Annotated in this window: 27 protein-coding genes; 22 read left to right on the top strand and 5 right to left on the bottom strand. The window is 58.9% G+C overall.

The window, feature by feature from the left end:
- Window positions 1-111 precede the first annotated feature (111 nt).
- Both IG193_RS00900 and IG193_RS00895 read left to right on the top strand, forming a co-directional pair.
- Window positions 112-1,734, top strand: a complete 1,623-nt coding sequence (locus tag IG193_RS00900; RefSeq protein ID WP_192819028.1) for a cytochrome ubiquinol oxidase subunit I — start codon at window positions 112-114, stop codon at window positions 1,732-1,734.
- A gap of 5 nt (window positions 1,735-1,739) precedes the next feature.
- Complete coding sequence (locus tag IG193_RS00895; protein WP_192819027.1) at window positions 1,740-2,918, top strand: cytochrome ubiquinol oxidase subunit I; 1,179 nt, start codon at window positions 1,740-1,742, stop codon at window positions 2,916-2,918.
- A 241-nt stretch (window positions 2,919-3,159) separates the two neighbouring features.
- Here the strand turns inward: IG193_RS00895 and IG193_RS00890 are convergent, their stop codons facing one another.
- On the bottom strand, window positions 3,160-4,437 hold the full coding sequence (locus tag IG193_RS00890; RefSeq protein WP_192819026.1) for an MFS transporter: 1,278 nt from the start codon (window positions 4,435-4,437) through the stop codon (window positions 3,160-3,162).
- A 235-nt stretch (window positions 4,438-4,672) separates the two neighbouring features.
- Between IG193_RS00890 and IG193_RS00885 the strand changes: the two genes are divergently transcribed.
- From IG193_RS00885 to IG193_RS00865, 5 genes are read left to right on the top strand one after another with little or no spacing between them, the layout of a single operon-like run.
- A complete protein-coding gene (locus IG193_RS00885) occupies window positions 4,673-5,149 on the top strand; it encodes a PadR family transcriptional regulator (protein WP_192819025.1) in 477 nt (158 codons plus the stop codon).
- Window positions 5,142-6,119, top strand: a complete 978-nt coding sequence (locus IG193_RS00880; protein WP_192819024.1) for an ATP-binding cassette domain-containing protein — start codon at window positions 5,142-5,144, stop codon at window positions 6,117-6,119. Before IG193_RS00885 ends, IG193_RS00880 begins: the two co-directional genes overlap by 8 nt.
- A 2-nt stretch (window positions 6,120-6,121) precedes the next feature.
- On the top strand, window positions 6,122-6,889 hold the full coding sequence (locus tag IG193_RS00875; RefSeq protein ID WP_218042153.1) for an ABC transporter permease: 768 nt from the start codon (window positions 6,122-6,124) through the stop codon (window positions 6,887-6,889).
- A gap of 56 nt (window positions 6,890-6,945) precedes the next feature.
- Window positions 6,946-7,776, top strand: a complete 831-nt coding sequence (gene udp, locus IG193_RS00870; protein ID WP_192819023.1) for a uridine phosphorylase — start codon at window positions 6,946-6,948, stop codon at window positions 7,774-7,776.
- 15 nt (window positions 7,777-7,791) lie between these two features.
- A complete protein-coding gene (locus IG193_RS00865; protein WP_192819022.1) occupies window positions 7,792-8,337 on the top strand; it encodes a biotin transporter BioY in 546 nt (181 codons plus the stop codon).
- 557 nt (window positions 8,338-8,894) lie between these two features.
- Here the strand turns inward: IG193_RS00865 and IG193_RS00860 are convergent.
- Entirely contained in the window at window positions 8,895-9,263 is a 369-nt protein-coding gene (locus IG193_RS00860) for a DNA polymerase ligase N-terminal domain-containing protein (RefSeq protein ID WP_192819021.1), read from the bottom strand.
- Window positions 9,264-9,347: 84 nt separating this feature from the next.
- On the opposite strand from IG193_RS00860, the gene IG193_RS00855 reads away from it, so the two are divergent.
- On the top strand, window positions 9,348-10,742 hold the full coding sequence (locus IG193_RS00855) for an ATP-binding protein (protein WP_192819020.1): 1,395 nt from the start codon (window positions 9,348-9,350) through the stop codon (window positions 10,740-10,742).
- Window positions 10,743-10,766: 24 nt separating this feature from the next.
- Here IG193_RS00855 and IG193_RS00850 read toward each other — a convergent pair whose 3' ends face one another.
- A complete protein-coding gene (locus tag IG193_RS00850; protein ID WP_192819019.1) occupies window positions 10,767-12,533 on the bottom strand; it encodes a S9 family peptidase in 1,767 nt (588 codons plus the stop codon).
- 169 nt (window positions 12,534-12,702) lie between these two features.
- Here IG193_RS00850 and IG193_RS00845 point away from each other — a divergent pair, with 169 nt between their 5' ends.
- The 4 genes from IG193_RS00845 to IG193_RS00830 are packed head-to-tail and all read left to right on the top strand — an operon-like array spanning window position 12,703 to window position 14,985.
- The gene (locus tag IG193_RS00845) at window positions 12,703-12,987 is read left to right on the top strand and encodes a hypothetical protein (RefSeq protein WP_192819018.1); all 285 of its coding nucleotides are present in this window, start codon (window positions 12,703-12,705) and stop codon (window positions 12,985-12,987) included.
- A 41-nt stretch (window positions 12,988-13,028) separates the two neighbouring features.
- Window positions 13,029-13,403 (top strand): hypothetical protein, encoded by a 375-nt coding sequence (locus IG193_RS00840; RefSeq protein ID WP_192819017.1) that lies wholly within the window; start codon window positions 13,029-13,031, stop codon window positions 13,401-13,403.
- Between the two features lie 23 nt (window positions 13,404-13,426).
- Window positions 13,427-13,924, top strand: a complete 498-nt coding sequence (locus IG193_RS00835) for a hypothetical protein (protein WP_192819016.1) — start codon at window positions 13,427-13,429, stop codon at window positions 13,922-13,924.
- Window positions 13,925-13,980: 56 nt separating this feature from the next.
- Window positions 13,981-14,985, top strand: coding sequence for a hypothetical protein (locus IG193_RS00830; protein ID WP_192819015.1), 1,005 nt, complete (start codon window positions 13,981-13,983; stop codon window positions 14,983-14,985).
- Here IG193_RS00830 and IG193_RS00825 read toward each other — a convergent pair.
- Window positions 14,982-15,824 (bottom strand): DMT family transporter, encoded by an 843-nt coding sequence (locus tag IG193_RS00825; RefSeq protein ID WP_192819014.1) that lies wholly within the window; start codon window positions 15,822-15,824, stop codon window positions 14,982-14,984. The genes IG193_RS00830 and IG193_RS00825 overlap by 4 nt on opposite strands.
- A gap of 354 nt (window positions 15,825-16,178) precedes the next feature.
- On the bottom strand, window positions 16,179-16,682 hold the full coding sequence (locus IG193_RS00820) for a hypothetical protein (protein ID WP_192819013.1): 504 nt from the start codon (window positions 16,680-16,682) through the stop codon (window positions 16,179-16,181).
- 39 nt (window positions 16,683-16,721) lie between these two features.
- Between IG193_RS00820 and IG193_RS00815 the strand changes: the two genes are divergently transcribed.
- From IG193_RS00815 to IG193_RS00770, 10 genes are all read left to right on the top strand, one after another.
- Window positions 16,722-17,147: a family 20 glycosylhydrolase gene (locus tag IG193_RS00815; RefSeq protein WP_218042152.1), complete on the top strand. Its 426-nt coding sequence runs from the start codon at window positions 16,722-16,724 to the stop codon at window positions 17,145-17,147.
- Between the two features lie 116 nt (window positions 17,148-17,263).
- Window positions 17,264-17,461, top strand: coding sequence for a hypothetical protein (locus IG193_RS00810; RefSeq protein WP_192819012.1), 198 nt, complete (start codon window positions 17,264-17,266; stop codon window positions 17,459-17,461).
- 19 nt (window positions 17,462-17,480) lie between these two features.
- Window positions 17,481-17,582 carry an anhydro-N-acetylmuramic acid kinase gene (locus IG193_RS00805; protein ID WP_192819011.1) on the top strand — a complete coding sequence of 34 codons (102 nt, stop codon included), beginning with the start codon at window positions 17,481-17,483 and terminating at the stop codon, window positions 17,580-17,582.
- A gap of 144 nt (window positions 17,583-17,726) precedes the next feature.
- The gene (locus IG193_RS00800; RefSeq protein WP_192819010.1) at window positions 17,727-17,906 is read left to right on the top strand and encodes a DUF5817 domain-containing protein; all 180 of its coding nucleotides are present in this window, start codon (window positions 17,727-17,729) and stop codon (window positions 17,904-17,906) included.
- 87 nt (window positions 17,907-17,993) lie between these two features.
- Entirely contained in the window at window positions 17,994-18,431 is a 438-nt protein-coding gene (locus IG193_RS00795; RefSeq protein ID WP_192819009.1) for a DUF3782 domain-containing protein, read from the top strand.
- 209 nt (window positions 18,432-18,640) lie between these two features.
- The gene (locus IG193_RS00790; RefSeq protein WP_192819008.1) at window positions 18,641-19,174 is read left to right on the top strand and encodes a hypothetical protein; all 534 of its coding nucleotides are present in this window, start codon (window positions 18,641-18,643) and stop codon (window positions 19,172-19,174) included.
- A 76-nt stretch (window positions 19,175-19,250) separates the two neighbouring features.
- Window positions 19,251-19,931, top strand: coding sequence for a hypothetical protein (locus tag IG193_RS00785; protein WP_192819007.1), 681 nt, complete (start codon window positions 19,251-19,253; stop codon window positions 19,929-19,931).
- 135 nt (window positions 19,932-20,066) lie between these two features.
- A complete protein-coding gene (vapB, locus tag IG193_RS00780; protein WP_192819006.1) occupies window positions 20,067-20,294 on the top strand; it encodes a type II toxin-antitoxin system VapB family antitoxin in 228 nt (75 codons plus the stop codon).
- Window positions 20,284-20,730 carry a type II toxin-antitoxin system VapC family toxin gene (locus IG193_RS00775; RefSeq protein ID WP_192819005.1) on the top strand — a complete coding sequence of 149 codons (447 nt, stop codon included), beginning with the start codon at window positions 20,284-20,286 and terminating at the stop codon, window positions 20,728-20,730. The genes vapB and IG193_RS00775 overlap by 11 nt, the downstream gene beginning before the upstream one ends.
- Before the next feature lie 42 nt (window positions 20,731-20,772).
- Window positions 20,773-21,162, top strand: a complete 390-nt coding sequence (locus IG193_RS00770) for a hypothetical protein (RefSeq protein WP_192819004.1) — start codon at window positions 20,773-20,775, stop codon at window positions 21,160-21,162.
- Window positions 21,163-21,216 lie beyond the last annotated feature (54 nt).

The following is a 21,216-nucleotide window of genomic DNA, read 5'->3' as shown; positions in this document are numbered from 1 at the left end:
GCAGTGCGGCGTTGTTAAAACATCAGGTTGTTTTTCTTCCCAATAAGGGTTGGAATTCTGAAAAGAAATATTTATCTTGCTAACAAGTTTATTTAAAGTGGCAGAAGTGGTATGAACCTTCTAGAGCAGTGGCTTAGCTACCCTGCGGCGCCCGACAGGGTTCTAAGCACCATCGGCATAGAGATCCACTGGCTGATACTGCAATACGTCCTGGGCTTGCCCCTGCTAATCGCAGTTGCACTGCTAGCCTACAAGAAGAGCGGGGACTCGAGGTGGGAGCGCATGGCTAGGACGATGACCAAGGCTCTAGGCTTAGTCTTCGCAGTGGGGGCAGCGTCGGGGACTGCCAGCGAGTTTGGGCTAGTAGTTGTATGGCCTAACGTGCTGGAGGCCGCCGGCAGGTACCTCTTCTTCCCCCTGTACCTCGAGATATTCGCCTTCCTGACAGAGATAGTCTTCATATACCTCCTGGTCTTCGGGTGGGGTAAGCTCTCAACCAACGCGAAGATAGCGGTCGCCTTCCTGGCAATGTTCGGCGCGTGGTTCAGCGGGGCTATGATCACCAGCGTCAACAGCTATATGGTTGCGCCAACCGGCATCGTGCCGGCATACGACCCGTTCTCGGGGTGGAAGTACGACCAGGGCTACCCCAAGGTGCTCCTCGTCGTCCCGAGGGAGATAGTGGGCGTGCTCGACGTGGGCAAGCTGCAGTCTCTCGGCATGGAAGTCGTGGGCGACACCGGGCAGGGCGTGGCTGTGAAGATGCCGTCGAGGATCGTGGCAAGGCTGGCGGCTGAAGCCTGGGGAGGCGTTAGAGTCAGAGACAGCGTCTTGAAGCTCGTCGTCAAGCCCGAGGCTGTGGGCGCTGTGGGAGACCTCCTCGTAAAGGACGTCGTGGACAGGATCCTACTCCTGACAGTCCAGACAGTGGGCTACACTACCGTGACTTTCCAGTCGCCAGTCTACCCCGGCACCCTACTCCACTCTATCGGCGCAGGCCTCACGGTAACGGCCTTCACAGTCCTGGGCGCGTACTCGCTACTCCTGCTCAGGTCTAGGGACGAGAAGAGTAGGGAGTACTACCTGCTAGGCTTGAAGTTTGGAGCTATCGCCTCGCTCCTGACAGTCTTCCTCCAGGGAGCAGTCTTCGGCCACGTCATGGGCGAGGAGATAGCGAAGTACAACCCCGAGAAGCTCGCCGCCATGGAGGGAACTAGCTCCTCCATACTCAGCATATCCAGGCTCCTAGGCCTGGAGAAGCTCATGGCCTTCATAGCCTACGGGAGCTTCGACGCCAGGCTACCGGGCTACGACGGCATACCCGTTGACTACTGCACTCTCCTCGGAGCGCCGCGCGTCACGGACTGCAGGCCGCCGCTCGTGGTGCACTACCTCTACTACGCCAAGGTAGGGCTGTCCGTGCTCTTGGGCTTGTACGCACTGCTACTGGTACTCCTCCTGTACAGGAGGGCGAACCTCCCAGGCTATCTACTGTGGCTCGGGGCTCTGTCCCCTGTTCTAGCGCAGCTCGTCAGCTTCCTCGGCTGGGCTGTACGCGAGATAGGCAGGAAGCCGTGGACCGTGTACGGCGTCATGACCGTCGACGTAGCCCACACGGCGAACCCCGCAGACCCCCTAGCCTACGTCATCGTGGCCTTGCTGTTCCTGGGCGCGCTGGCAGGGCTGGTGTACGCGTCCTGGAAAGTCCTGTACGAGCCGTCGGTTAAAGGGTGAGGGCTGTGGGCATCTCTATTTTCTTCCTTGCACTCGTCTTCGGGATACACATTGTAGCAGTCAACGTGGGTATTGCCCTTGCAACCCTAGTCCCCATCCTCAAGAGGCGGGCCGAGTCCACGGGAGACTCCCAGCTCGTGGAGGCTAGCAGGGGCCTTTTTAGGATCTACGCGGCGACGTACGCGCTAGCGGGAGTCATGGGGACGGCGTTTACAGTCTTCCTGCTGAGCTTCTACCCAGAGTTCGTGGGGGTTGCGGGCAACATAACGATGGTACCCTTTGGGATCGCGATAGTGGCAATAGTCCTCCACTTCTTCGCCATCGTCGCCTACTGGTACGGCTGGGACGCGTTCGACTCCAGGACGCACTTCTACACGGGCGTCCTGCTAACCGTTACTGCATACTTGATCCCCCTGGGCTTCAGGGCTGTGTTCGCGTTCCTGAACACCCCCATCGGACTAGAATTCGACGGGAAGCCGTCGCTGAACGTGCTACAGGCCCTGGCCAACCCGACGTTCCTGCCCCTGTACCTCAAGAGCGTCGTGGGGGCGCTCGCGCTGGGGGCGCTCTTCGTCTCGGCCGTGTTCGCGTTCAAGGGCCTGAGGAGCGGGGAGCTGTCCGGAGCCGAGGAGAGCCTCTACCTGGACGGCTTGAAGTGGGGCACTGTAGGCCTCTTCGCGATGGCTATACTCGGCGCGTGGTATGCCGTGTCGCTGACGAACACCCCGATAAAGTTTAACAACATATTCTCGTCTCTCGGCTGGGCTATCCAGGGGGTACAGAGGTTCTCGGACTACTCCTGGCTCTTCCTGCTTAAGATGGCTCTCGTAGTGCTACAGGCCTACCTGCTCCTAGAGCTAATGGTGCTCAGACCAGGCGAGGCAGCGACGAAGAGAGGCTACACGTACTCGATTCTGGCGGCTGTCCTCGCAGCCCTAACAGTGCTCACAGGCGAGTACCTTAACGCTTTCAGCCAGTACCCCTACTTCGTCGCAAACCTGCCGCTAGTAGCGTCCAGTGTGCCTGAGCCGTGGAGAACTATACTTGGCAGGTCACTAGACCTCAGGAACACCAGCCCCCTGGCGCTAGACCCTGCACTCTATTCCGTAACAATCCTAGCCCTTGTAGTGCTGTTCGCCGCGGCGGGATACTTCCTTTACGTCGTCTTCTTCAAAAAGGAGTAGCTTTCTTTAACTAGTTTTTACTCCAGGTTCCCAGAATATACTCCGCGTAGAGTTCAACAAGCCTGCCGAGGGCTTCACTGCTAACCCTAGCCCTCGGAGAACAGCCATCTTCACGTGCTGGCGGTCGTGGGGGCTCAGTACGCCGCTTTCACCAGAGCTGGCACGTCAGGCTGGAACCTGTGAGCGTACTCTTCCACGTGTAGCCTGAGCGGCGCCTAGAAACATTTAAAGAAAAAGGTTTTTAGAAGCCTTTTCTAGCTTCTCCCTTTTTGACAAACTGGAGAGTGGCGGCTGACAGGAGTAAGAATGCTATGGAGTATGGCATGAGCGTGGAGTACCCGAGCATGTCTATGAAGAGCCCTGCGATGGGAGGGGCTATTATCGCGGCGCTCTGGGAGGCGAAGTAGTACAGCCCCGTGTATGCTCCGAGCCTCTCGCGCGTAGTCATGTCCACGACCGTCGGGAGGCTGTTGACGTTGACGAGCGCCCAGGCGAAGCCGCCGAGGAAGAACAAGGCCTCTACGAGGGCTACTAGCGAGCCCCCGCTAAGGCTGTGAGCCGCTACGTGGACGCCGGCCAGCAGTGAGACTAGTAGCAGGAGCCCCAGCATCATCGTCCTCCTCCTCCCGAGCCTGGCTCCTATGAAGCCCGCAGGTAGGGAGAATATGAGGAAGCCGAGCGCCACGAAGCCCAGGATGAACGAGCCTGTAGCCTCGTCTATGCCCATGTACCACTTAGCGTAGCTCGTGAAGAAGGTCTCGATCGCATTGTAGCCTACGAACCAGAGGAAGATCGATGAGAGCATGAAGAGCAGGCTCCTATCGGGGTCTGTAACCGCTAGCCTGATGTTGCCTGCAAGCTCGCTGAAGCTCTGCCTGAATGTCTTCCTCAGCACCTCCGAGAAGCTCGGCCCGCTCCTCTCCCTGACTTTGAACTCCTCCGGCTCGTCTACGAGCAGTACAACCAGGAGGCTCGAGAGGAGTAGGACAGCCCCGGAGGCGATGAACGGGTAGGACAGATTCATTCTGTACAGCACAGACCCGGCGAAGAACGCCAGCAGAGACCCCACACCGCCCATGAAGTTTATGATTCCATTCGCCTGGCTCCTCTTCTCGCTCGGCGTGATGTCCGGCATGAAGGCTATGACGGGGGATCTGAACAGGGCCATGGAGAGGTTCATCGCTACTATGACAGCCATCATTGGGAGGAGCTCGCCCCTGAAGAGCGGTATAAGGGCAAAAGTCAGGGCCGCCGGCGGGGCGCCTAGGAGGATGTAGGGCTTCCTCCTGCCGATCTTGGTTCTCGTGACGTCGCTTAAGACGCCTAGGTACGGTAGTAGGACGACTGCGAAGAGGTTGTCTATCGTCATTATGAACCCTACGAGCCACGAGGCTAGCCCGAGCTGCTTCAGGAATATCGGGACGTAGGAGTTGTATATGGACCAGATGATGCTTATGCCGAAGAAGCCGAAGCCCAGGAGAAACACTTTGAAGTAGCTGAACTCTTGCCCTTGTGACACGAGTGCTCTTCTCGCTAGTAGGACTTAAACTTTTTGCACAAAGTTTCCATAGATCTAAACTTCAAGGCCTTAAAATAGTTCCTCAAGAGAGTCAGGCCGTGTTCTTCATCACTCCTCAGGGCTCCAGACCTTCCATCATCCCACTCATAACACCTCGAAACTTGCTAAAAAAGTTCGCCCGTCCCTCTATGGAAAAGCTTAAATAGACATGTATATAGACTGTCTATAGACATATATGCAGAGATCCAGGCTCAAGGCTAGGTTTCGGGGGGCCATGAAGCTACTCACCCTCCACATGCTGAGCGAAGGGCCGAACCACGCTTACGGTGTGATGAGGAGGCTCGGCGAGGTCATGGGCTTCATGCCTAGTAGCGGCGCTTTCTTCCCAGTGCTCAAGAGCTTGGTTCGCAACGGGCTTGTCGAGGTCGAGGAGGTTGAGAGAGACGGTAGGCGAGTGAAGGTCTACCGACTAAGCGAGGGGGGCAGGGCTGTCCTGGAGAGCCATCGCAGGCAGGTTGAAGACGCTCTGAGGCTCGCCAGGTCTTTCAAGAGGTTCAGCGAGTCCGGCCTTTCGCGCGTTTTCCGCGTTGTAGAAGACATCATAGAGAGTATGGGTGGGCTGAGCGACAGGCAGGTCGAGGAGCTCAGGAAAGCTATTCTGGACTTCGAGTATAGGGTTCTCGAGATAATAAGGGGTGGTGGGAGTGGGTGAGGCTATCGTTGTAGAAGACCTCGTTAAGAAGTTCAAGGACGTCACAGCTGTAGACCACGTGAGCTTCAGGGTCAAGAGCGGCGAGATATACGGCCTGCTAGGCCCCAACGGCGCCGGCAAGACCACGACGATCCACATCCTGACGACTCTACTGCGCCCCACTAGCGGCAAGGCCCTGGTGGCGGGCTTCGACGTGGTGAAACAGCCGCACGAGGTTAGGAAGCACATAGGCATCGTCTTCCAGGATCCAAGCCTCGACAACCAGCTCACGGCGTACGACAACATGTACATACACGGGAGGCTCTACGGACTGAGCGGGGAGGAGCTCAAGAGGAGGATCTACGAGCTACTAGACTTCGTCGAGCTTAAACAGTACGCCAACAAGCTCGTGAGGTACTTCTCGGGCGGCATGAGGAGGAGGCTCGAGATCGCCCGCTCGCTTCTCCACGAGCCGGAGATACTCTTCCTCGACGAGCCCACAATAGGCCTTGACCCACAGACCAGGGTGAAGATATGGGACTACATCATGGCTATTAAGAGGGAGCACGGGACGACAATACTCCTGACCACGCACTACATGGACGAGGCTGACCAGCTGTGCGAGCGGATAGCCATAATGGATCACGGCAAGATAAAGGCTGAGGGGCCTCCAGAAGAGCTTAAGTCGAAGCTGGGGGGCGAAGTAATATACCTTAAACTCGACGGCTACCAGGCGCCTGCCCCGTGCATAGAGGCCGACTTCGTCGAGAGCTGTAAGCCTGTGGGGAGAGACACTATCCAGCTTGCAGTGAGGAGCGCGTCCACCGCTCTACCCAGGATATTTGAGCTAGCCAACGTGATGGGCTTGAGAATAGTAGAAGTGACCTACAGGAGGCCGACGCTGAACGAGGTCTTCATAAACCTGACTGGGCGCGAGCTGCGCGACTCCCTTGAAGAGGGTGGCTTTAGGCCCCCGCACAGGAGGTGGTGAGCGTGAGAGGAGTAGTGCCGATGGTATACAGGCAGGTTAAGAGGTTCGTCAACGCGCGCTCCAGGCTGGTTATAACTATAGTCCAGCCTCTAATCTGGATAGTGTTCTTCGGTATGGGGTGGAGCAGGGCCTTCAGCTTCCCGGGGGCCAGGGCCTTATTCGGCGGCCTCGACTACCTCACGTACTTGGCGTCGGGCATGGTCGCCATGACGGTCATGACAGGTTCTTTCATGAGCGGCGTCTCCGTGATATGGGACAAGCAGTTCGGCTTCCTGAAAGAGACTCTAGTGGCTCCAGCCTCGCGCTCGGAAGTTATCCTCGGGCGCGCTCTCGGCGACGCGCTGGTAGTGAACATACAGGCGATGATCGTGCTCGCTCTACTGTTCCTCGTAGCCCCGGGCCTTAACCCTGGAGGCGTGTTACCCGCGTTCCTCTACGGCCTACTGCTCTCCCTGGGCTTCGCCTCTCTCGGGATAGCCCTGTCCGTCAAGATCTCGAGCATGGAGGGCTTCCAGATGGTAGTTAACCTCGTGACAATGCCCCTCCTCTTCATGAGCGGTATCTTCTACCCTATATCCACGATGCCGGAGTGGATGAAAGCTGCAGCCTACTTAAACCCCGCGACGTACGCTGTAGACGGCATGAGGTACTGGCTTACCGGAGTGTCGTACTTCAACCCAGCACTAGACACGGCTCTACTGCTAGCCCTCACGGCAACTCTGCTCTTCGTGGGGACTAGAGCCTTCGAGAAGGCAACTGTAGAAGACTAACATTCGACGACCCACGAAGGCTAGGATTTTTATTTACCCTCCCCTAACACTCAAGTATGGCCAGTGTCTCCGCTAGAGCCCCCGACCTGGGCGGCGGACTACAGTACCACATCAGGTGCAGGCCCGGCGACGTCGCCCCATACGTCCTGATGCCTGGCGACCCGGATCGAGTCTCAGTGATCTCCAGTTTCTGGGAGGAGAGGCGCGAAGTGGCTAGACACCGCGAGTACACGACACATACTGGGAGGTACAGGGGCGCCCCCATCTCCGCCACGTCGACGGGGATCGGCGGGCCAGCGGCCTCAATAGCGCTGGAGGAGCTACTCAGGGTCGGCGCGCACACGTTCATAAGAGTGGGCACTACAGGGGCAATCCAGCGGGACATAAGAGTTGGAGACGTCATAATAGCCACTGGGGCTGTCAGGCTCGACGGGGCTAGCGGGGAGTACGTCAGGGTAGAGTACCCCGCCCTCGCGCACTACGAAGTCGTACTCGCCCTAGTAGAGGCCGCGGAGAGCCTGGGGGCGAGGTACCACGTCGGGGTGGTCGCCTCGACAGACACCTTCTACACTGGGCAGTCCAGGCCCGGCTTCAGGGGCTACCAGCCGAGTTGGTCCCCTAGCATAATGGCAGACTTGCAGGCCGCGGGCGTCCTGAGCTTCGAGATGGAGGCCGCGACGATATTCACCATCTCGGGCGTCTACGGGGCGAGGGCTGGAGCCGTACTAGCAGTCATAGCTAACAGGGTTACAGACGAGTTTGTCCCGGAGGCAGGAGTCGAGACAGCCGTGAGAGTCGCGAACGAGGCGGGCAGGATACTCTACGAGTGGGATCAGGCGAAGCAGAAACGCGGGAAGAAGTTCTTCCACCCGTCACTCATCATCTGAGTACGGTGGGCCTGCATGGGCCCCCTGGACGTTGCACTTGTGAGCCTCTTCGCTGCCCTCACGGCTGTGGGAGCCTACGTGGCCATCCCCCTGCCCTTCAGCCCCGTACCCGTCACGCTGCAGACCCTATTCGTGTACCTCTCCGGGCTCGTAGTCGGGAGTAGGAGGGGGGTTCTGTCCCAGCTCGTCTACCTCCTGCTCGGCACCTCTGGCTTGCCGGTCTTCGCCGGCGGTAGAGGCGGCGTGGGCGTGATCTTCGGGCCGACAGGGGGATACCTCTTAGGCTTTGTCGCTGGAGCGTACATAGCGGGGCTCGTCGCGGAGCGTAGACCCCCCAGCTTCAAGAATTTCCTGGTGGCCTCCCTCCTGGCCACAGCCGCGATCTACGCCCTGGGAGTACTCCAGTTGATGCGCGTCACGGGGATAGGCCTCGAGAAAGCCTTACTCCTGGGGGCAGTCCCGTTCCTGCCAGGCGACTCCGCGAAAGTACTCGTAGCAGTATGGGTGGCACTCAGAGTCCGGAAAGCACTACCCTCCATACGCGGAGTCCCATATGTATGAGAACTCGCCTCCAACCACGCCTCTCCTCTTCAGGTTAGATACCTTCACGGTGGCCCCTTCGCGCCTAGACACGTTGCTTAAGAGCCGGTATGGCTAACCCAAAACCCGTGCCGGGCCCCGTCTACTATAGATGTTGAAAGGCGGAGTAGTGCCCCAAAAGTGCATTGACGGTTCCACGACAAAGGCTGCGCTGGCAGAGCCGCCAGTTACCGCGTGTCCTGGCTGCCGGCTTATCCCTCGTTAGCAATCGGCTCCACCTATCCTCAAAGTTACAAGGTAAGTATTTACCTATTCCGGGCACCCCGAGGGTCAAGGCTTCCGTTTTTACGGCGTGCTCTTGCCCTACCTGGGCCTCGCAATGACTGTCTAGCTTACGGCTTCTTCTGTGGCGGAGCCGGGATTGCGTACGCTGGGGTGAAGGCTATTGTCGATGTAGTGGGCAGACGCCCGAGCTCTCAAACTGCTTCCCCATGGGCTCAGTTGGGCGCAGCCTCCTCACCGCTCGGAGGGCTTTGCCTCATCACCTGCATGTACTCCCCTCCTGGCGGTAAAAATCTCTATGCCCGGGTCTTGAAGAAGAGCCAGCCCTCCTTGAACCTCAGTAGCACGTACGTCCCCTTGAGCCTCGAGCCGTAGAACCTCAAGACGAGCTTGTCGCCGGTGGACTCTAGGATCTCGTACTCCCCCCTGTCCCATACCCTCATAGTCCCGGCCCCGTACCCCTCCTTTATCTCGCCCTCGAAGTCGAGCCACATTAAGTCGTGATCCTCCTGCTGGACGCCGTACCTCTTAACCCCAATTTCGAGTGGCGGCTGCTTCCTGAAGGCCCAGTCCTTCAGCACGCCGCCCATCTCGAGCCTCAAGTCGTAGTGGAGGCCTGCGCGCCTGGCGTCGTGCTCGTGGACTACAAACTTCAGCCTAGGCACGTGTACCATGCTCGGTGCCCGTATTTATTCCTTGGGCGCCGTAGCATTTATATTTGGAGTCTGAGACTTTAGAGTCTGAGACTTATGAGTATGTATTTCATCGACAGAGAGGAAGAGCTTGGAGTCCTAGAAGACGCCCTGAGGAGCGGGAGGCCCGAACTAGTAGTAGTGTACGGTAGGCGCAGGGTCGGCAAGACGTACATGTTGATGCAGCTCCTGAGGGAAGCTGGAGGAGTCTACCTTGTCGTGAACTACACGGATCCCGCACTGGCCCTAAACGACCTGGCGAGGCAGTTTACGAGCCAAGTCGAGCTGCCCTACAAGCCCCTCGTGAGGGACTTCGACGACCTCTACGGGCTGTTCGAGGCCTCGGGAGTCGGCGTCGTGGTGATCGACGAGTTCCAGAGGCTGCACGACACTGGGGCCGTGGCGAAGCTCCAGGCGTTCTGGGATCGTGTGAAGGCCCGCTCGAAGCTGAAGATAGTGCTCTCCGGCTCTGCAGTCGGCATGATGGAGCGCATAGGCCTGTCCCACGAGTCACCCCTCTACGGCAGGGCCTCGAGAGTGCTTAAAGTCGGGCAACTCGGCTACAGGGCTGCGAGGCTATTCGTGGAAGACTACTCCGAGGAGGACAAAGTCAGGGCCTACGCCGTCTTCGGCGGGACTCCAGGGTACCTGGCGCTACTAGACGGCAACGTGGCCCTCCAAGAGAACGTTAGGAAGCTCGTACTCTCGCCTGGCGCCCCCCTGAGAGAGGAGCCGCTCACCCTCCTCTCGATGGAGCTCCGAGAGCCCTCGAGGTACATGGGCGTGCTCGAGGCTATCGCCGGTGGTGCTACTAGGCTCGGCGAGATAGCGGACAGGGCTGGCGTGGGGCACAGTGAAGTCGCCAAGTACGTTAGAGTGCTGGAGCGGGATCTGGACGTCGTGGAGAGGAGGTACCCCCTACTGGAGGAGAAGAGGGGGAGGGCGAGGTACTACCTGAAGGACAACTTCCTTAACTTCTGGTTCAGGTTTGTCTTCCCGAACTACCACCTCCTCGAGATCGGGCTACAGGAGAAACTACTGGAGAATATTAACAGGAGCCTGGACGAGTACACTTCACGGGCCTTCGAGAGTATAGCCATTGAGCACTTCGCGCTCCTGGCGAGGGAGGGGGTCGTGAGCTTCAACAAGGTAGGGGAGTGGTGGAGGGGGGACACCGAGATAGACTTCGTTGCTGTCGACGAGAAGACTAGGACAGCCTACTTCGCGGAAGTCAAGTGGTCGTCCCAGCCTCTAGACAGGAGAGTGCTCTACGAGCTCTCTAGGAAGGCAGAAGAGTTCCCCTGGCACAAGGGCACGCGTAGAGAAGTCTACGTGCTGTACTCGAGGTCAGGCTTCAAGTTCACTGGGGACAGCGACGTGTTACTGTACTCGCTCAGGGACGTGGAAGCCCTCTTCGAGAAGTACAGGCCCACAAAGAGGAGACTACACTAGCACTCAAACACGTAGCGGGGGCTCCTACTGTTGCCCCGGAGTTACTGGGAAGTATCTCCTCAGGAACTGCAACGCGGGGGCTATGACCGCTACTCTGTCCTGGACTCGCGCCACGAAATGGCCTGTGTCCGGCAGGATGTGGGCCTCGAAGACGGCCCCCTTCTCCGCTAGGCGCTGCATGTACCTGAGAACAGGCTTGAGCGGCGTCCTCGTGTCGTTAGCAGGGTGTATGATGCAGAGAGGCGCCGAGACCCTGTCCACGTAGGTTATGGGAGACCTCTCGCGCCACAGATCCCTCCTGCCGGCGAACAACGTGTCTATGAACTTCCTGAAGTATGCGTCGCTCAACTGGTACATCTCCTCCCAGTCGACAACCCCCGCTCCAGCCACGCCAGCCTTCCACACCTCCGGGTGCTTGCCGAGCGCCAGGAACGTGGAGAAGCCGCCGTAGCTGTAACCCATGACCGCCAGAGCGCTAGCCAGCCCCCTCTGTACGGCCCACTTCCCGGCGTGGACAATGTCCTCCAAGTCCCCGCCGCCCGGGTCACCGATGTCTAGGGCTCGGAAGGCCTCCCCGTAGCCCGTAGACCCCCTGAAGTTCGGGGCAACCACGTGGTAGCCGGCTACGACGAGGGACGCGATGAAGGGATCCCACGAGTCCATGACTTCGCTCCAGGGGCCCCCGTGTACGTACACGACTGTAGGGCCTGGGATGCTGTTCCCAGCGCTCTCGACGACGAAGGCCGGGATCCTCCTCCCGTCGAATGACGTGTACCTCACGAAGTAGCTCCTCCTGAATGCGCGCTGTAGGCCCCGTGGCAGAGCGTTGCGGACTACAACGCGGATGGCGCCTGTACTAGGATCTACCTCGAATATCTGGGGAGGCCTAGTGAGAGACGAGGCTGTGACGAAGAACCTCCCGTCTACCTCCGCGAAGCTCGTCGTGACGCCCCTCGGCGTGTTCACTCTACGCCCGTCAACAAAGAGGCTTGTCCTGCCGTCGCGTTTCCCAATAGCCCACACCCTCCCGTCGCCCAGCCACCCGAAGCGGACGTGCTCGACCGGCCGGTAGCCGTCGTAGTCGCGGTGGGTGAAGGCAACAGGCCTCAGCTCGCCGCTGCCGATGTCGTAGACGTAGAGCCTCTTCCTGCCCTCGAAGTCGCTCTCGAATAGCACTTGCTCGCCCCTCAAGACAGGGTTCAGGTTTACTGACCCGCGCCTGGGGGTGTAAGTTGCGAGCCTGCCGCTCTCGACGTCGAATATGAACAGCTCGTAGGCCCGGGGGTCGCCCGAGAGTATCCCGTGCCCTACAGCGTAGCGCCCGTTGAAGTCCGTCAGGAAGGCCACTGCCGTGAAGGTCGTCAGCTTCTCCCAGCCCCCGCTGAAGTCTAGCATGTACAGGTCGACGCTCTCCGCGGTGGCGCCTATGTACACGACTCTGCTCCCATAGAAGGAGATCCCGAGCACACGGGCTGGTGGGACGTCAGCTATCACCCTTTCCTCGGGCTTGTCAACAAAGGCTACATAGGGCTTCTGCAACTCCCTGCCCTTAGATACATCACGAGTGAACACGACTTCCCTGCTCTCTGCCCTCGTGAAGGCAAAGCTGTGAATCGCCTCACGCGTCAGCTTGACTCTCTCGTAGGTCTTGGGGTCTAGCACCCAGATACCCGGAACCCCATCGAGGTTGCTGTAGAAGACGAGCCTGCCGAGAGCCGGCCCGAGCAGGTAGAAGTACGGGCGGGAGGCAATAACTTCAACTACACGGGTTATCCGCGACTGCTCTGACACGTCTAACTCAATACACTCTGTATTTTAAATTCTTTTCATTGGGTAGCAAGCCCGCGTGTCAGGCGCGGTACAGGTGGCATGCTACTTTGTGCCCCGGCTCTACTTCTACTAGAGCCGGCTCCCCCCTCCTACACTTCTCCGTGGCGAACGGACAGCGCGGGGGGCCTTCATGGCGTCGTACATAATCGGGTACACTACTGGCCGCATAACGGGTGCCATTGCCCTCTTTCTGGCATCATACTTCCTTGCCGCGCTGGCAACAGTACAGCTGATTAGGACATCTCTAGACATCTTCCTGGGAACATTCTCAGGGGATCTCGCCGCCCTAGTCGTTGAGAAGAACTTGGCATTCGCCAGCCTCGTCGTAGTTATCCCCCTAAACCTCATATTCCTAGTCATCGGGGTATACCAGGGTGAAACTCTACGGAGAAGAAGTCGGTTGCGCTCCTCCTAGAGGCCATAGCCGCAGCCCTGTCACTCTCCTACGTCTACGGCGTGTATACCAGCTGGTACCGCGAGGTTCGAGCAGTAAAGACGCTGGAAGTGGTGCTAGACAACTGGACTCAGGGGGTTGGCGAGAGGCCCTACGTTAGCGCCAGCTTCAAGTTGTCCTGCCTTGAGCGAGGCGCCCTTAGGGTAAGCTACATAACTGTAGCCCTCTACCAGGGCCCCTCGCTTATACGCGAAGTCACTTTCAGCTACCCCCAAGCCCTAACGATCTCCGACGACTACTCGCTCTCCACGCGCCTCGACCTGCCCCTGAGCGCTGACCCGAACTGCCTGAAGACGCGGGCCTGCTACTTCCGCGTAGAGGTTGGAGTATTGAGCAAGTTTGGGATAGTACCAATAACTTTTACCCTGAAGCCCTAAACCGCGCTGAGTGGTGGACAGGGGTGTCACGAGTACAACTCGAGTACCCCTCAAGCCGCAGAGCTGTAGTGCTCGAGGCCTCCCTATCAGCGGGCACCACGCTCACAACAATATTCCTAGCATCCCGGTCGCCGAGCCACGTGCTAGAGTTCAGCGGAGCCTTTATAACATCCTTCCTGGCCCTCTTTACTACCCTCACCGTATGGAAAATCCTGAAGACAGAGAAGGCACTGGCCATCATATTCTCCAAGGGCGAGTATGAGGAGCTCCGCCGTGGGGGCCTCCAGGAGTTCCTGAGAGGCCTCGCAGTAGTCTACGCCGCGCTAGCGCTCTTTGTAGTCCTACCCCCAGTGGTTGCACTGGGCCTCGTAATGGGTGCCCTAACGGCGAAGGGCTTCGCCGACTCCATCCACTACCTCTACGTCAGAAGGCTTGAGAAAGCCCATGGCACCCGGATGGTAGCCTACATAGAGAGTACTGACCGCGAAGGGTGGTACAAACTATGCATTTCCACGGCGTAGGCGGCGGGGCTGGGCTCACGCCTAAGCTTTAAACTCTCCTGCCGGGTTATTACCCGATGCCAGTTATAGTGGACGAGAGACCCCTCCTATACGCAGTGCCCAGAGCCAGGAGCCTACGGGAGCTCGCCAGGATCGCGGGGGTAGCCGCTACGACTGCTATCAAGTTCTACCAGTCTAGGTCCCGCAGGGGCAGGTTCTTCATAGTGCCCGACGACGCCTACTACGGCCTAGCTAGAGTGGTTTTCATAGCGGAGAGGGCCAGGTGGCCGGGCTCGCTCCCGCACGGCTCCCTCTCGCTGCATGTTCTCAGCTCCCCCTCCGGGGAGCATGCGCTAGTCGTAGGCCTCGTGCCGCGAGTGCTCGCGGATAGGTTCGTAGACGACCTCCACGAGGCCCTGGGAGAGGGGAAGGCTTTCATAGCGCAGGAGGTGCAGCACTGGCTCCCCCTAGAGGAGCTACAGGGCCTCAGGCCCGAGAAGGTTGCAAAGCTACCCGGTATCGTAGACTCTATCATGCCGAAGTTCGAGAAGCCGGAGCCCCTCAAAATGCCCGACTTCTACGACCTCGTCTACCTAACCGGGAAGATGATGCTAGGCCCCTACCCCAGGCCTAAAACTATACTGGAGAAGCTCCAGCACCTACACTGGGCCGGCATCCCGTCGCAGACTGTCATAAGCTACCACTACCGCGTCCACTTCCTCCCGGGCTGGCTCTACACGACCTACCACGAGTACTGCGACCCCGGCAAGACTCCAGTAATAGCCCTAGAGCTGGAGGGCAAGGACGCACCTAGAGTGGCGAAGACCCTGGCCCTCCTGCCGGCGTGGGGCTCCTCCTACATCGCGGGACGCTGGGCCCTCTACGTGGGGCAGGTCGACGGCAGCTTCCTCCCCTCTGTATACGAGTTGCTACACGAGTGGAGGGCCGAGGCCACGAGAGGCCTCATGTTCGCCAAGGCCTCGGTAGAGCTAGGCACGCCCCTACTCTGGAAGTTCCTGAGCGACGACGAGAAGACGTGGGTCTGGGTTGAGGAGAGAGTAAGAGTTCCGAGCCACGCCTAGCCCCAGGCAGACGCTACAGCCGTCGCCACCGTCGCCAGCACTGCCCCGAGCATGTACCTCGGCTCTACCCTCTCGCCCAGCAAGGGGGCCGCCAGCAGTACTGCGAACACGGGGGCCCCGGAGGAGACCACAGCCGGGCCCACAGCGTCAGACATCTTGATGGAGGTGAACAGGGCCAGGGGCCCGAGGCCTATCCCGAGCAGCCCCCCGAGCAACAGCCACCCAAGCCTGGCTTCCCCGAGCCTAGCCCCCTGCTTCGCCAGCACAGGGGCTGTTGCCGCCAGCAGGAACCCAGTCCTGTACAGGTTCAGTTCTACGGGTGAAGCGTACTTGAGGGCGAGGGACGCCAGCGTTATCCCAAGCCCCCAGCCGGCGCCAGCCCCCACGCCGGCCAGGAGCCCTCTAACCGCGAAGCCCCCGCCGTTGCCGTAGACAGCCCACGTGCCGGCCGCCATGAGGGCAGCTGCTACGAGCGAGGCGGGACGCGGGGCTTTCCCGGTGAACAGGAAGCTGAACAACGCGACGAACAGGGGGTACGTGTATGCGACTGGGTACACGACCCCGACAGGCGCCTGCGAGAGGCCGTATATGAAGAGAGAGTCGCCCACGAAGAAGGCTGAAAGCGCCGAGGCCGTAGCGATCGCATAGAACTCGAGCGGCCTGTCGAGGCTCCCACCTGTAGCCAGGAAGGCCAGCAACATCACCATGAAGGCCGGGCCCGCCCTAAGGCCGCTGGCGAGCAGGGGGCTAATACTAGACCCCGATACGCCCTTCCTGTACAAGACACCCGCTAGCGCGAAGAGCAGCGCAGCAGCCAGCGCGAAGAGGCTCCAAAGCATATTTTTTGCACAACTCGAAAAATAATATATTATTTTCGCCCTAGGGAATAGTTATACTAAAAACCCTTCAAGTATCTAGCGTGAATAGATTATAATAAATAATGAGACCAACTATGATTCTACTAATGAGAGGATGAAAAACAGGACTCTCGCTCTAGGAGTAGTGCTCCTAGCACTCTTCTACACGACTTACTCACAGCCAAAGTACAAGAACTTCTTCTCTGGAGCATTTCCATACGAGGGTTCCCTAGGGCCACTTTAACACATTCGTGGTTGGCGCTATAACCCTCGGCATATACTACGACCTTATACAGGCTCCACCTGCCATGTATATTTGGCACAACAATACGTGGATCAAGCCTTCCTAAAACTCTGCTTCAGCTCTTCAGATGCACTTGCATAGAAGCTGTCTAGAGCTATCCACTCGTCACCAATTAAATGTCTCTCTGTAAAGCCGAGTAGGAATCCCTTAAGGTTGTCCGCTATAACTCCCACCCCCAGCTTCTTTCTGCAGTTCAGCACTCTCTCGCTCTCTCCCGTGAGAGCCATCCATGAAAACTCCCACTTCCCATCGCCTTCAGCGTACTCCATCGAGGCGACTAGAAGAGGGTATAGAAGCCTAAAGAAGCATTCCTCACCGTTGTCACCCCAAGCTGTCACCATAAACCCGTGGACTCCTGCTTTCTTCACGGCTTCTAGGAAGTTACTTACATTTTCCAGGACTCTCTCGAAGTTCGGGTAGTACCTGTTCCAGTTCCAGAGACCAGGAGCGACTATCTGAGTGTAGCCTCTACTCTTGAAGTACTCTATTAGCGACGTATAGTAGCTCGCTGGTCGGGGGTAGTAGTACCAGTTCACTATCACTGCCTTCTTCAGAAACTCAGCCTGCGATACACTATGCCAAATCGCGCGCTGTCTCTCCTTGGTGTGCCAAACCTCGAGACATTTAAAGAGGTTCTGCGCTACCTGTTCTTACTGAAGTACAATCACTTCGGCATTTACTTCGAGGATCTTTTCCCGTGGCCACGTCATCCAGACATAGGAGCCACCCGGGGGAGGCTGACCTTAAGTGAGCTCTCACGGATAATTGAGTATGGCCGGTCGCTCGGCATAGAAGTTTTCCCGTCTCTCGAGCTCGTAGGCCACATGGAGAACATACTAAGTCTGCCTAACTACAGGAAGTACAGTGAGTGGTGGTCACCTCGGGAGGGGTGCATTAACCTCTCGGATCCAGATACTCGGCGCCTCGCTCTAGAACTTCCGGCGGAAGCCGCCGACCTTTCCCCCTCGAAGTACATTCTCATAGGTGGAGACGAGACGTAGGCGCTAGGCCGTGGAAAAAGCCTTGAAGGCGACTAGACATTCAAAGGACACCAACTGTACCTGGACTTTTACCGCGAAACTGTAGAGCTTGTAGCTCTCCGTGGCCCCCTGCAGCGATGTCACGCGAAGGCAGGCTCGTGCAGAACATCGGCGGGATAGCGAACTACGACATGCTCATTCTCCCGAGAGTTGACGCCAGCGTCGTGATTCTCAGCGGTGGAGGCGCCAGGAACAAAACCCTTGTAAAGTGGCTCGAGAAGGAGCTCAAGTCAAGGGGGCTGAGGCTCGCCATGAGCGAGGAATACCGACTCTAAGTTCAAGGAGGCGCTAGGCATGGCGGTACTGGCCCACGAGGCGCTAAACTCCACACCCACAAGCGTCCCAGGCGCTACCGGGGCGAAGAAACAAGTAGTACTGGGGTCTATAGCCCCGTGAGCCAGAAGGGCTTAGCGCCGGGCTCAGAGCGGGAGGACGGGCGATGCCCCGAGGGAACCCTCCAGGCTTGGGAGGACGCTGGGAACCACAGGTAGCCCTGCGCGAAACGGTTTTATGCTTCCCCGTTCCTAGGGAGCTGTAGCCATGTACGTTGTCGTCTCCTGCCCGAGGTGCGGCCAGCTCAAGATTGCGAGAGCCGGGACGAAGACCACGCAGTGCCCGCGCTGCGGCTCGAGGTTCAGCGTGGAGAAGAACCTCTACACGAGGCGCGTCTTCGAGAGGCTCGAGGACGCCAGGGAGTTCCTCAGGAGCGTAACTGTCTAGGTATGCTGGCGTGCCCCCGCGTGCCCGGGGCCTAAAGTCTTATACGGCGCGGCGGCGCCGCCGAAGGGGAAACGCGGTGCTGGCGCGATGGAGCCGGACATTGAGAGGGTGGTTCGAGCCCTGAGGGAGGAGGTGGGGAAGCTATCGAGGATGGTGGACGCGCTGTGCGCGATGTACGGGTTGATCAGCGAGGAGGAGTTCCGCGAGGAGATAAGGAGGGCGCTCAGAGAGGAGCACGGGTTGGTGGTTGAGAAGTGGGAGTACTTTGACAGCGAGGGCTACGTGTACTCGGTGCCCTTCCACGTCGAGGTCTACGTCGTGGCGTGCGGCCCAGGGGTAGTGCTCGTGGAGGTTCTACCCCACGCGAGGCGGGGCGACGTGGCGGCGTTCAAGAGGAAGGCTGAGCTCTACGAGAGGGTGACTGGACGCAAGCCGTACAAGCTGGTGATCGCGAGCCCGCACTTCGAGGACAGGGCCATCGAGACTTGCAAGGTGCTAGGCATCGAGCCGTGCACAGGCGCTTAGGCTGGGCTCCCCCGGGCCACCCCCGGCGTGAAGGCCTTTTAGCGGGTGTCGTGGTACTTCCGCGTGGGATAGCCGGGGCAGTGCACGGGGGACAGGAGTAGGCGCGAGCGCGGGAAGGCGCCGGCGCAGTCTCCTCCTCTGTACTACTACGGGCTACTGTGAGTGCCGTAGCTGGGGCAATAGTATTTTAGGCCCGGAGTGTTCTCCTATTGGGCTACATGCTCATATACAGGCTCGCCGACATCGCGCCTGACACCCCCACCCTCCCACGCGACCCCTGCGTCTACGCGGTTCTGTGGTTCAGAGGGGGCAGGCCAGTCCCGATACCCAGGATGCTGGGGGTGGATTACAGGGGTGTACTCTACGTAGAGGCTACGGAGAACCTCAGGAGGAGGGTTGTCTCAGATCTCCTGAGACACCTCAAGGCGGCCAGGAGTGGTGGGAAGCCGCGGGCAAACAGGCACGCCCTGGTAGTAGTCGCAGAGTACTTCGGCCTCCTGGACAAGATCAGGGACGAGGAGCTGTACATCACTTTCAAGGCGTACCCCGACACGCTGACGGCGTGGCGGCACGGGTGGGCCGTGCTCAGAACCTACGCCGAGCACTACGGCGAGCCACCGCCGCTCAACATCTACTTTGACAGGAAGCAACTCCTCGTAGAGCCTGCAGAGCCAGACCCCGAGCTCCTAGAGGCACTGGGGCTCCGCAAAGCCAACAGAGGGCAGGCGCTAGGCGTCGAGTAGCCCGCCAGCCGCCTCACCCCCACAGCACCCGCTGGCTAGCAGGTTTATAAACAACTCTAGCTACTATATCGTGGCAATGCAGGCCGAAGAAGTAGTCAAAGCCATAGTCGAAGACCCCAAAGCCCTCAGGATGCTCGCAGGGGCTATTGTATCAGACCCAGAAGTCAGGCTAGTGCTCCTGCAGGGCGTCATACGCGAGGCCGCCACAAAGCAAGACATAAAGGAGCTCAGAGCCGACCTCGAAGCCAGGATCAGTGAATCAGAGGCTGCCACGAGACAAGAGTTTCAGCGCCTTAGAGCTGAACTAGAGGCTAAGATCAGTGAATCAGAGGCTGCCACGAGACAAGAGTTTCAGCGCCTTAGAGCTGAACTAGAGGCTAAGATCAGTGAATCAGAGGCTGCCACGAGACAAGAGTTTCAGCGCCTTAGAGCTGAACTAGAGGCTAAGATCAGTGAATCAGAGGCTGCCACGAGACAAGAGTTTCAGCGCCTTAGAGCTGAACTAGAGGCTAAGATCAGTGAATCAGAGGCTGCCACGAGACAAGAGTTTCAGCGCCTTAGAGCTGAACTAGAGAATAGAATAGACAGCTTGAAGAGCGACCTCATGCACTACATGGACGCCCACATAGAGGGCATCAACAAGAGCGTTGACCGCCTCACAACCCTAGTCAGTGCAAGCCTCGTAGCTATAGTCGCCACACTGATCACAACTATACTAGTGCCACTCCTCCTAAAAACACTGTCACTCTGGCCCTAAGCCAGCGGCACAGCACACCCGCACAAGCCACAGGCAGACACTAGAAGCCCGCGGAGCGCCAGGTGCGGTGACCCGCAGAGGCTTCTGCTCGCACGCGGAGTAAACAATAAATGATAGCACATACTGTTAACAGTGATGGGCACAGTCACTATAGGCGTCCGCGTACCCAGGAGGCTGAAGGAGGAGCTGAAGGCCCTGGGCATTGACTACGCGAGGGAGATCAGGGAGTACCTGGAGATGCGCGTGCGGCAGGAGAAGGCCAGGAGGCTGGTCGAGGAGATGGAGGGCCTCTCGAGGGAGGTAGGCCCCGTAAGCGGGAACCTGGCCGCGGAGCTCGTGAGGGAGAGCAGAGATGAGGGCTAGCCCGGTAGTGGCGGACGCGAGCGTTGTGCTCAAGTGGTTCATAGAGGAGGACTACTCCAAGCACGCGAGGATGCTGCGAGACGACCACCTCTACGGCAGGGTAACGGTACACGCCCCCAGCACCCTAATGGTGGAAGTCGCCAACGCCCTCCGAAAGTACGTCGCCAGGAGCGTGCTGACGAGGGAGCAGGCCCTGAGGGGCCTACGCGTGCTCTACGAGGCCGGCATAGAGCTGGAGGAGGTGGGCTCGGAGCTACTCCTGGAGGCGCTGGGGTACAGCATCGACAACAACGTCACAGTCTACGACGCGCTCTACGTAGCCCTTGCCAGGAAGCTCGGAACCACAGCCTACACGGCCGACGAGAAGCTACTCGGCGCGCTACGGGGCAGGGACGACGCAGTAGCGCACATACAGTCCTACACTCCCGCGAGGTAGCGCCGCCCAGACTACTTTATAAGCTCCGAGAGTAGATACTACGTGGGGCGCTTAGTGGCCGAGGAGCCCCCCAGGCAGCTGAGAGAGGAGCCCAAATACAGGCGCGAGCTCGCCGAGACAACAGTCTCAGGCCCCGAGGCTAGACTCGTACTCTTACAACTGAAAGCCTCGCCCTTCAGGGCGGGGATGTCGGCGATAGGCTTAAAAGTGCTAGGTAATCATCAATTAATGACGAGATTTGGGAATTGGTGTGTGGCCCACGCTGTGAGTTCCGAGCATGGGCCAACCGTGGTAGGCCAACCACCAATGAATATGTGTGGCGTCCCCATCCCGCTCACTATGCCTACCACGGGATCCATAGCCCCGAGTCCCGTGGGGGATAGGGGTAATGGGCCGGAGACCCGGCCCGGGGCTGAACCCGACGGGGTGTAGCCCCGAACCTCCCTGCCCAAGGAACCCTCGCCCTTTAGGGCAGGGAGGAGGTCA

The sequence above is a fragment of the Infirmifilum lucidum genome (assembly GCF_014876775.1).
GTDB lineage: Archaea > Thermoproteota > Thermoprotei > Thermofilales > Thermofilaceae > Thermofilum > Thermofilum lucidum.
This window is presented reverse-complemented; position numbering and strand designations above follow the sequence as displayed.

Bases quoted from the DNA above. Each gene is read 5' to 3' on its own strand.
- IG193_RS00900 (WP_192819028.1), top strand. From the start codon at position 112: ATGAACCTTCTAGAGCAGTGGCTTAGCTACCCTGCGGCGCCCGACAGG.
- IG193_RS00885 (WP_192819025.1), top strand. From the start codon at position 4,673: ATGCAGAGATCCAGGCTCAAGGCTAGGTTTCGGGGGGCCATGAAGCTA.
- udp (WP_192819023.1), top strand. From the start codon at position 6,946: ATGGCCAGTGTCTCCGCTAGAGCCCCCGACCTGGGCGGCGGACTACAG.
- IG193_RS00865 (WP_192819022.1), top strand. From the start codon at position 7,792: ATGGGCCCCCTGGACGTTGCACTTGTGAGCCTCTTCGCTGCCCTCACG.
- IG193_RS00855 (WP_192819020.1), top strand. From the start codon at position 9,348: ATGAGTATGTATTTCATCGACAGAGAGGAAGAGCTTGGAGTCCTAGAA.
- IG193_RS00845 (WP_192819018.1), top strand. From the start codon at position 12,703: ATGGCGTCGTACATAATCGGGTACACTACTGGCCGCATAACGGGTGCC.
- IG193_RS00830 (WP_192819015.1), top strand. From the start codon at position 13,981: ATGCCAGTTATAGTGGACGAGAGACCCCTCCTATACGCAGTGCCCAGA.
- IG193_RS00825 (WP_192819014.1), bottom strand. From the start codon at position 15,824: ATGCTTTGGAGCCTCTTCGCGCTGGCTGCTGCGCTGCTCTTCGCGCTA.
- IG193_RS00815 (WP_218042152.1), top strand. From the start codon at position 16,722: ATGCCAAATCGCGCGCTGTCTCTCCTTGGTGTGCCAAACCTCGAGACA.
- IG193_RS00810 (WP_192819012.1), top strand. From the start codon at position 17,264: ATGTCACGCGAAGGCAGGCTCGTGCAGAACATCGGCGGGATAGCGAAC.
- IG193_RS00805 (WP_192819011.1), top strand. From the start codon at position 17,481: ATGGCGGTACTGGCCCACGAGGCGCTAAACTCCACACCCACAAGCGTC.
- IG193_RS00800 (WP_192819010.1), top strand. From the start codon at position 17,727: ATGTACGTTGTCGTCTCCTGCCCGAGGTGCGGCCAGCTCAAGATTGCG.
- IG193_RS00795 (WP_192819009.1), top strand. From the start codon at position 17,994: ATGGAGCCGGACATTGAGAGGGTGGTTCGAGCCCTGAGGGAGGAGGTG.
- IG193_RS00785 (WP_192819007.1), top strand. From the start codon at position 19,251: ATGCAGGCCGAAGAAGTAGTCAAAGCCATAGTCGAAGACCCCAAAGCC.
- vapB (WP_192819006.1), top strand. From the start codon at position 20,067: ATGGGCACAGTCACTATAGGCGTCCGCGTACCCAGGAGGCTGAAGGAG.
- IG193_RS00775 (WP_192819005.1), top strand. From the start codon at position 20,284: ATGAGGGCTAGCCCGGTAGTGGCGGACGCGAGCGTTGTGCTCAAGTGG.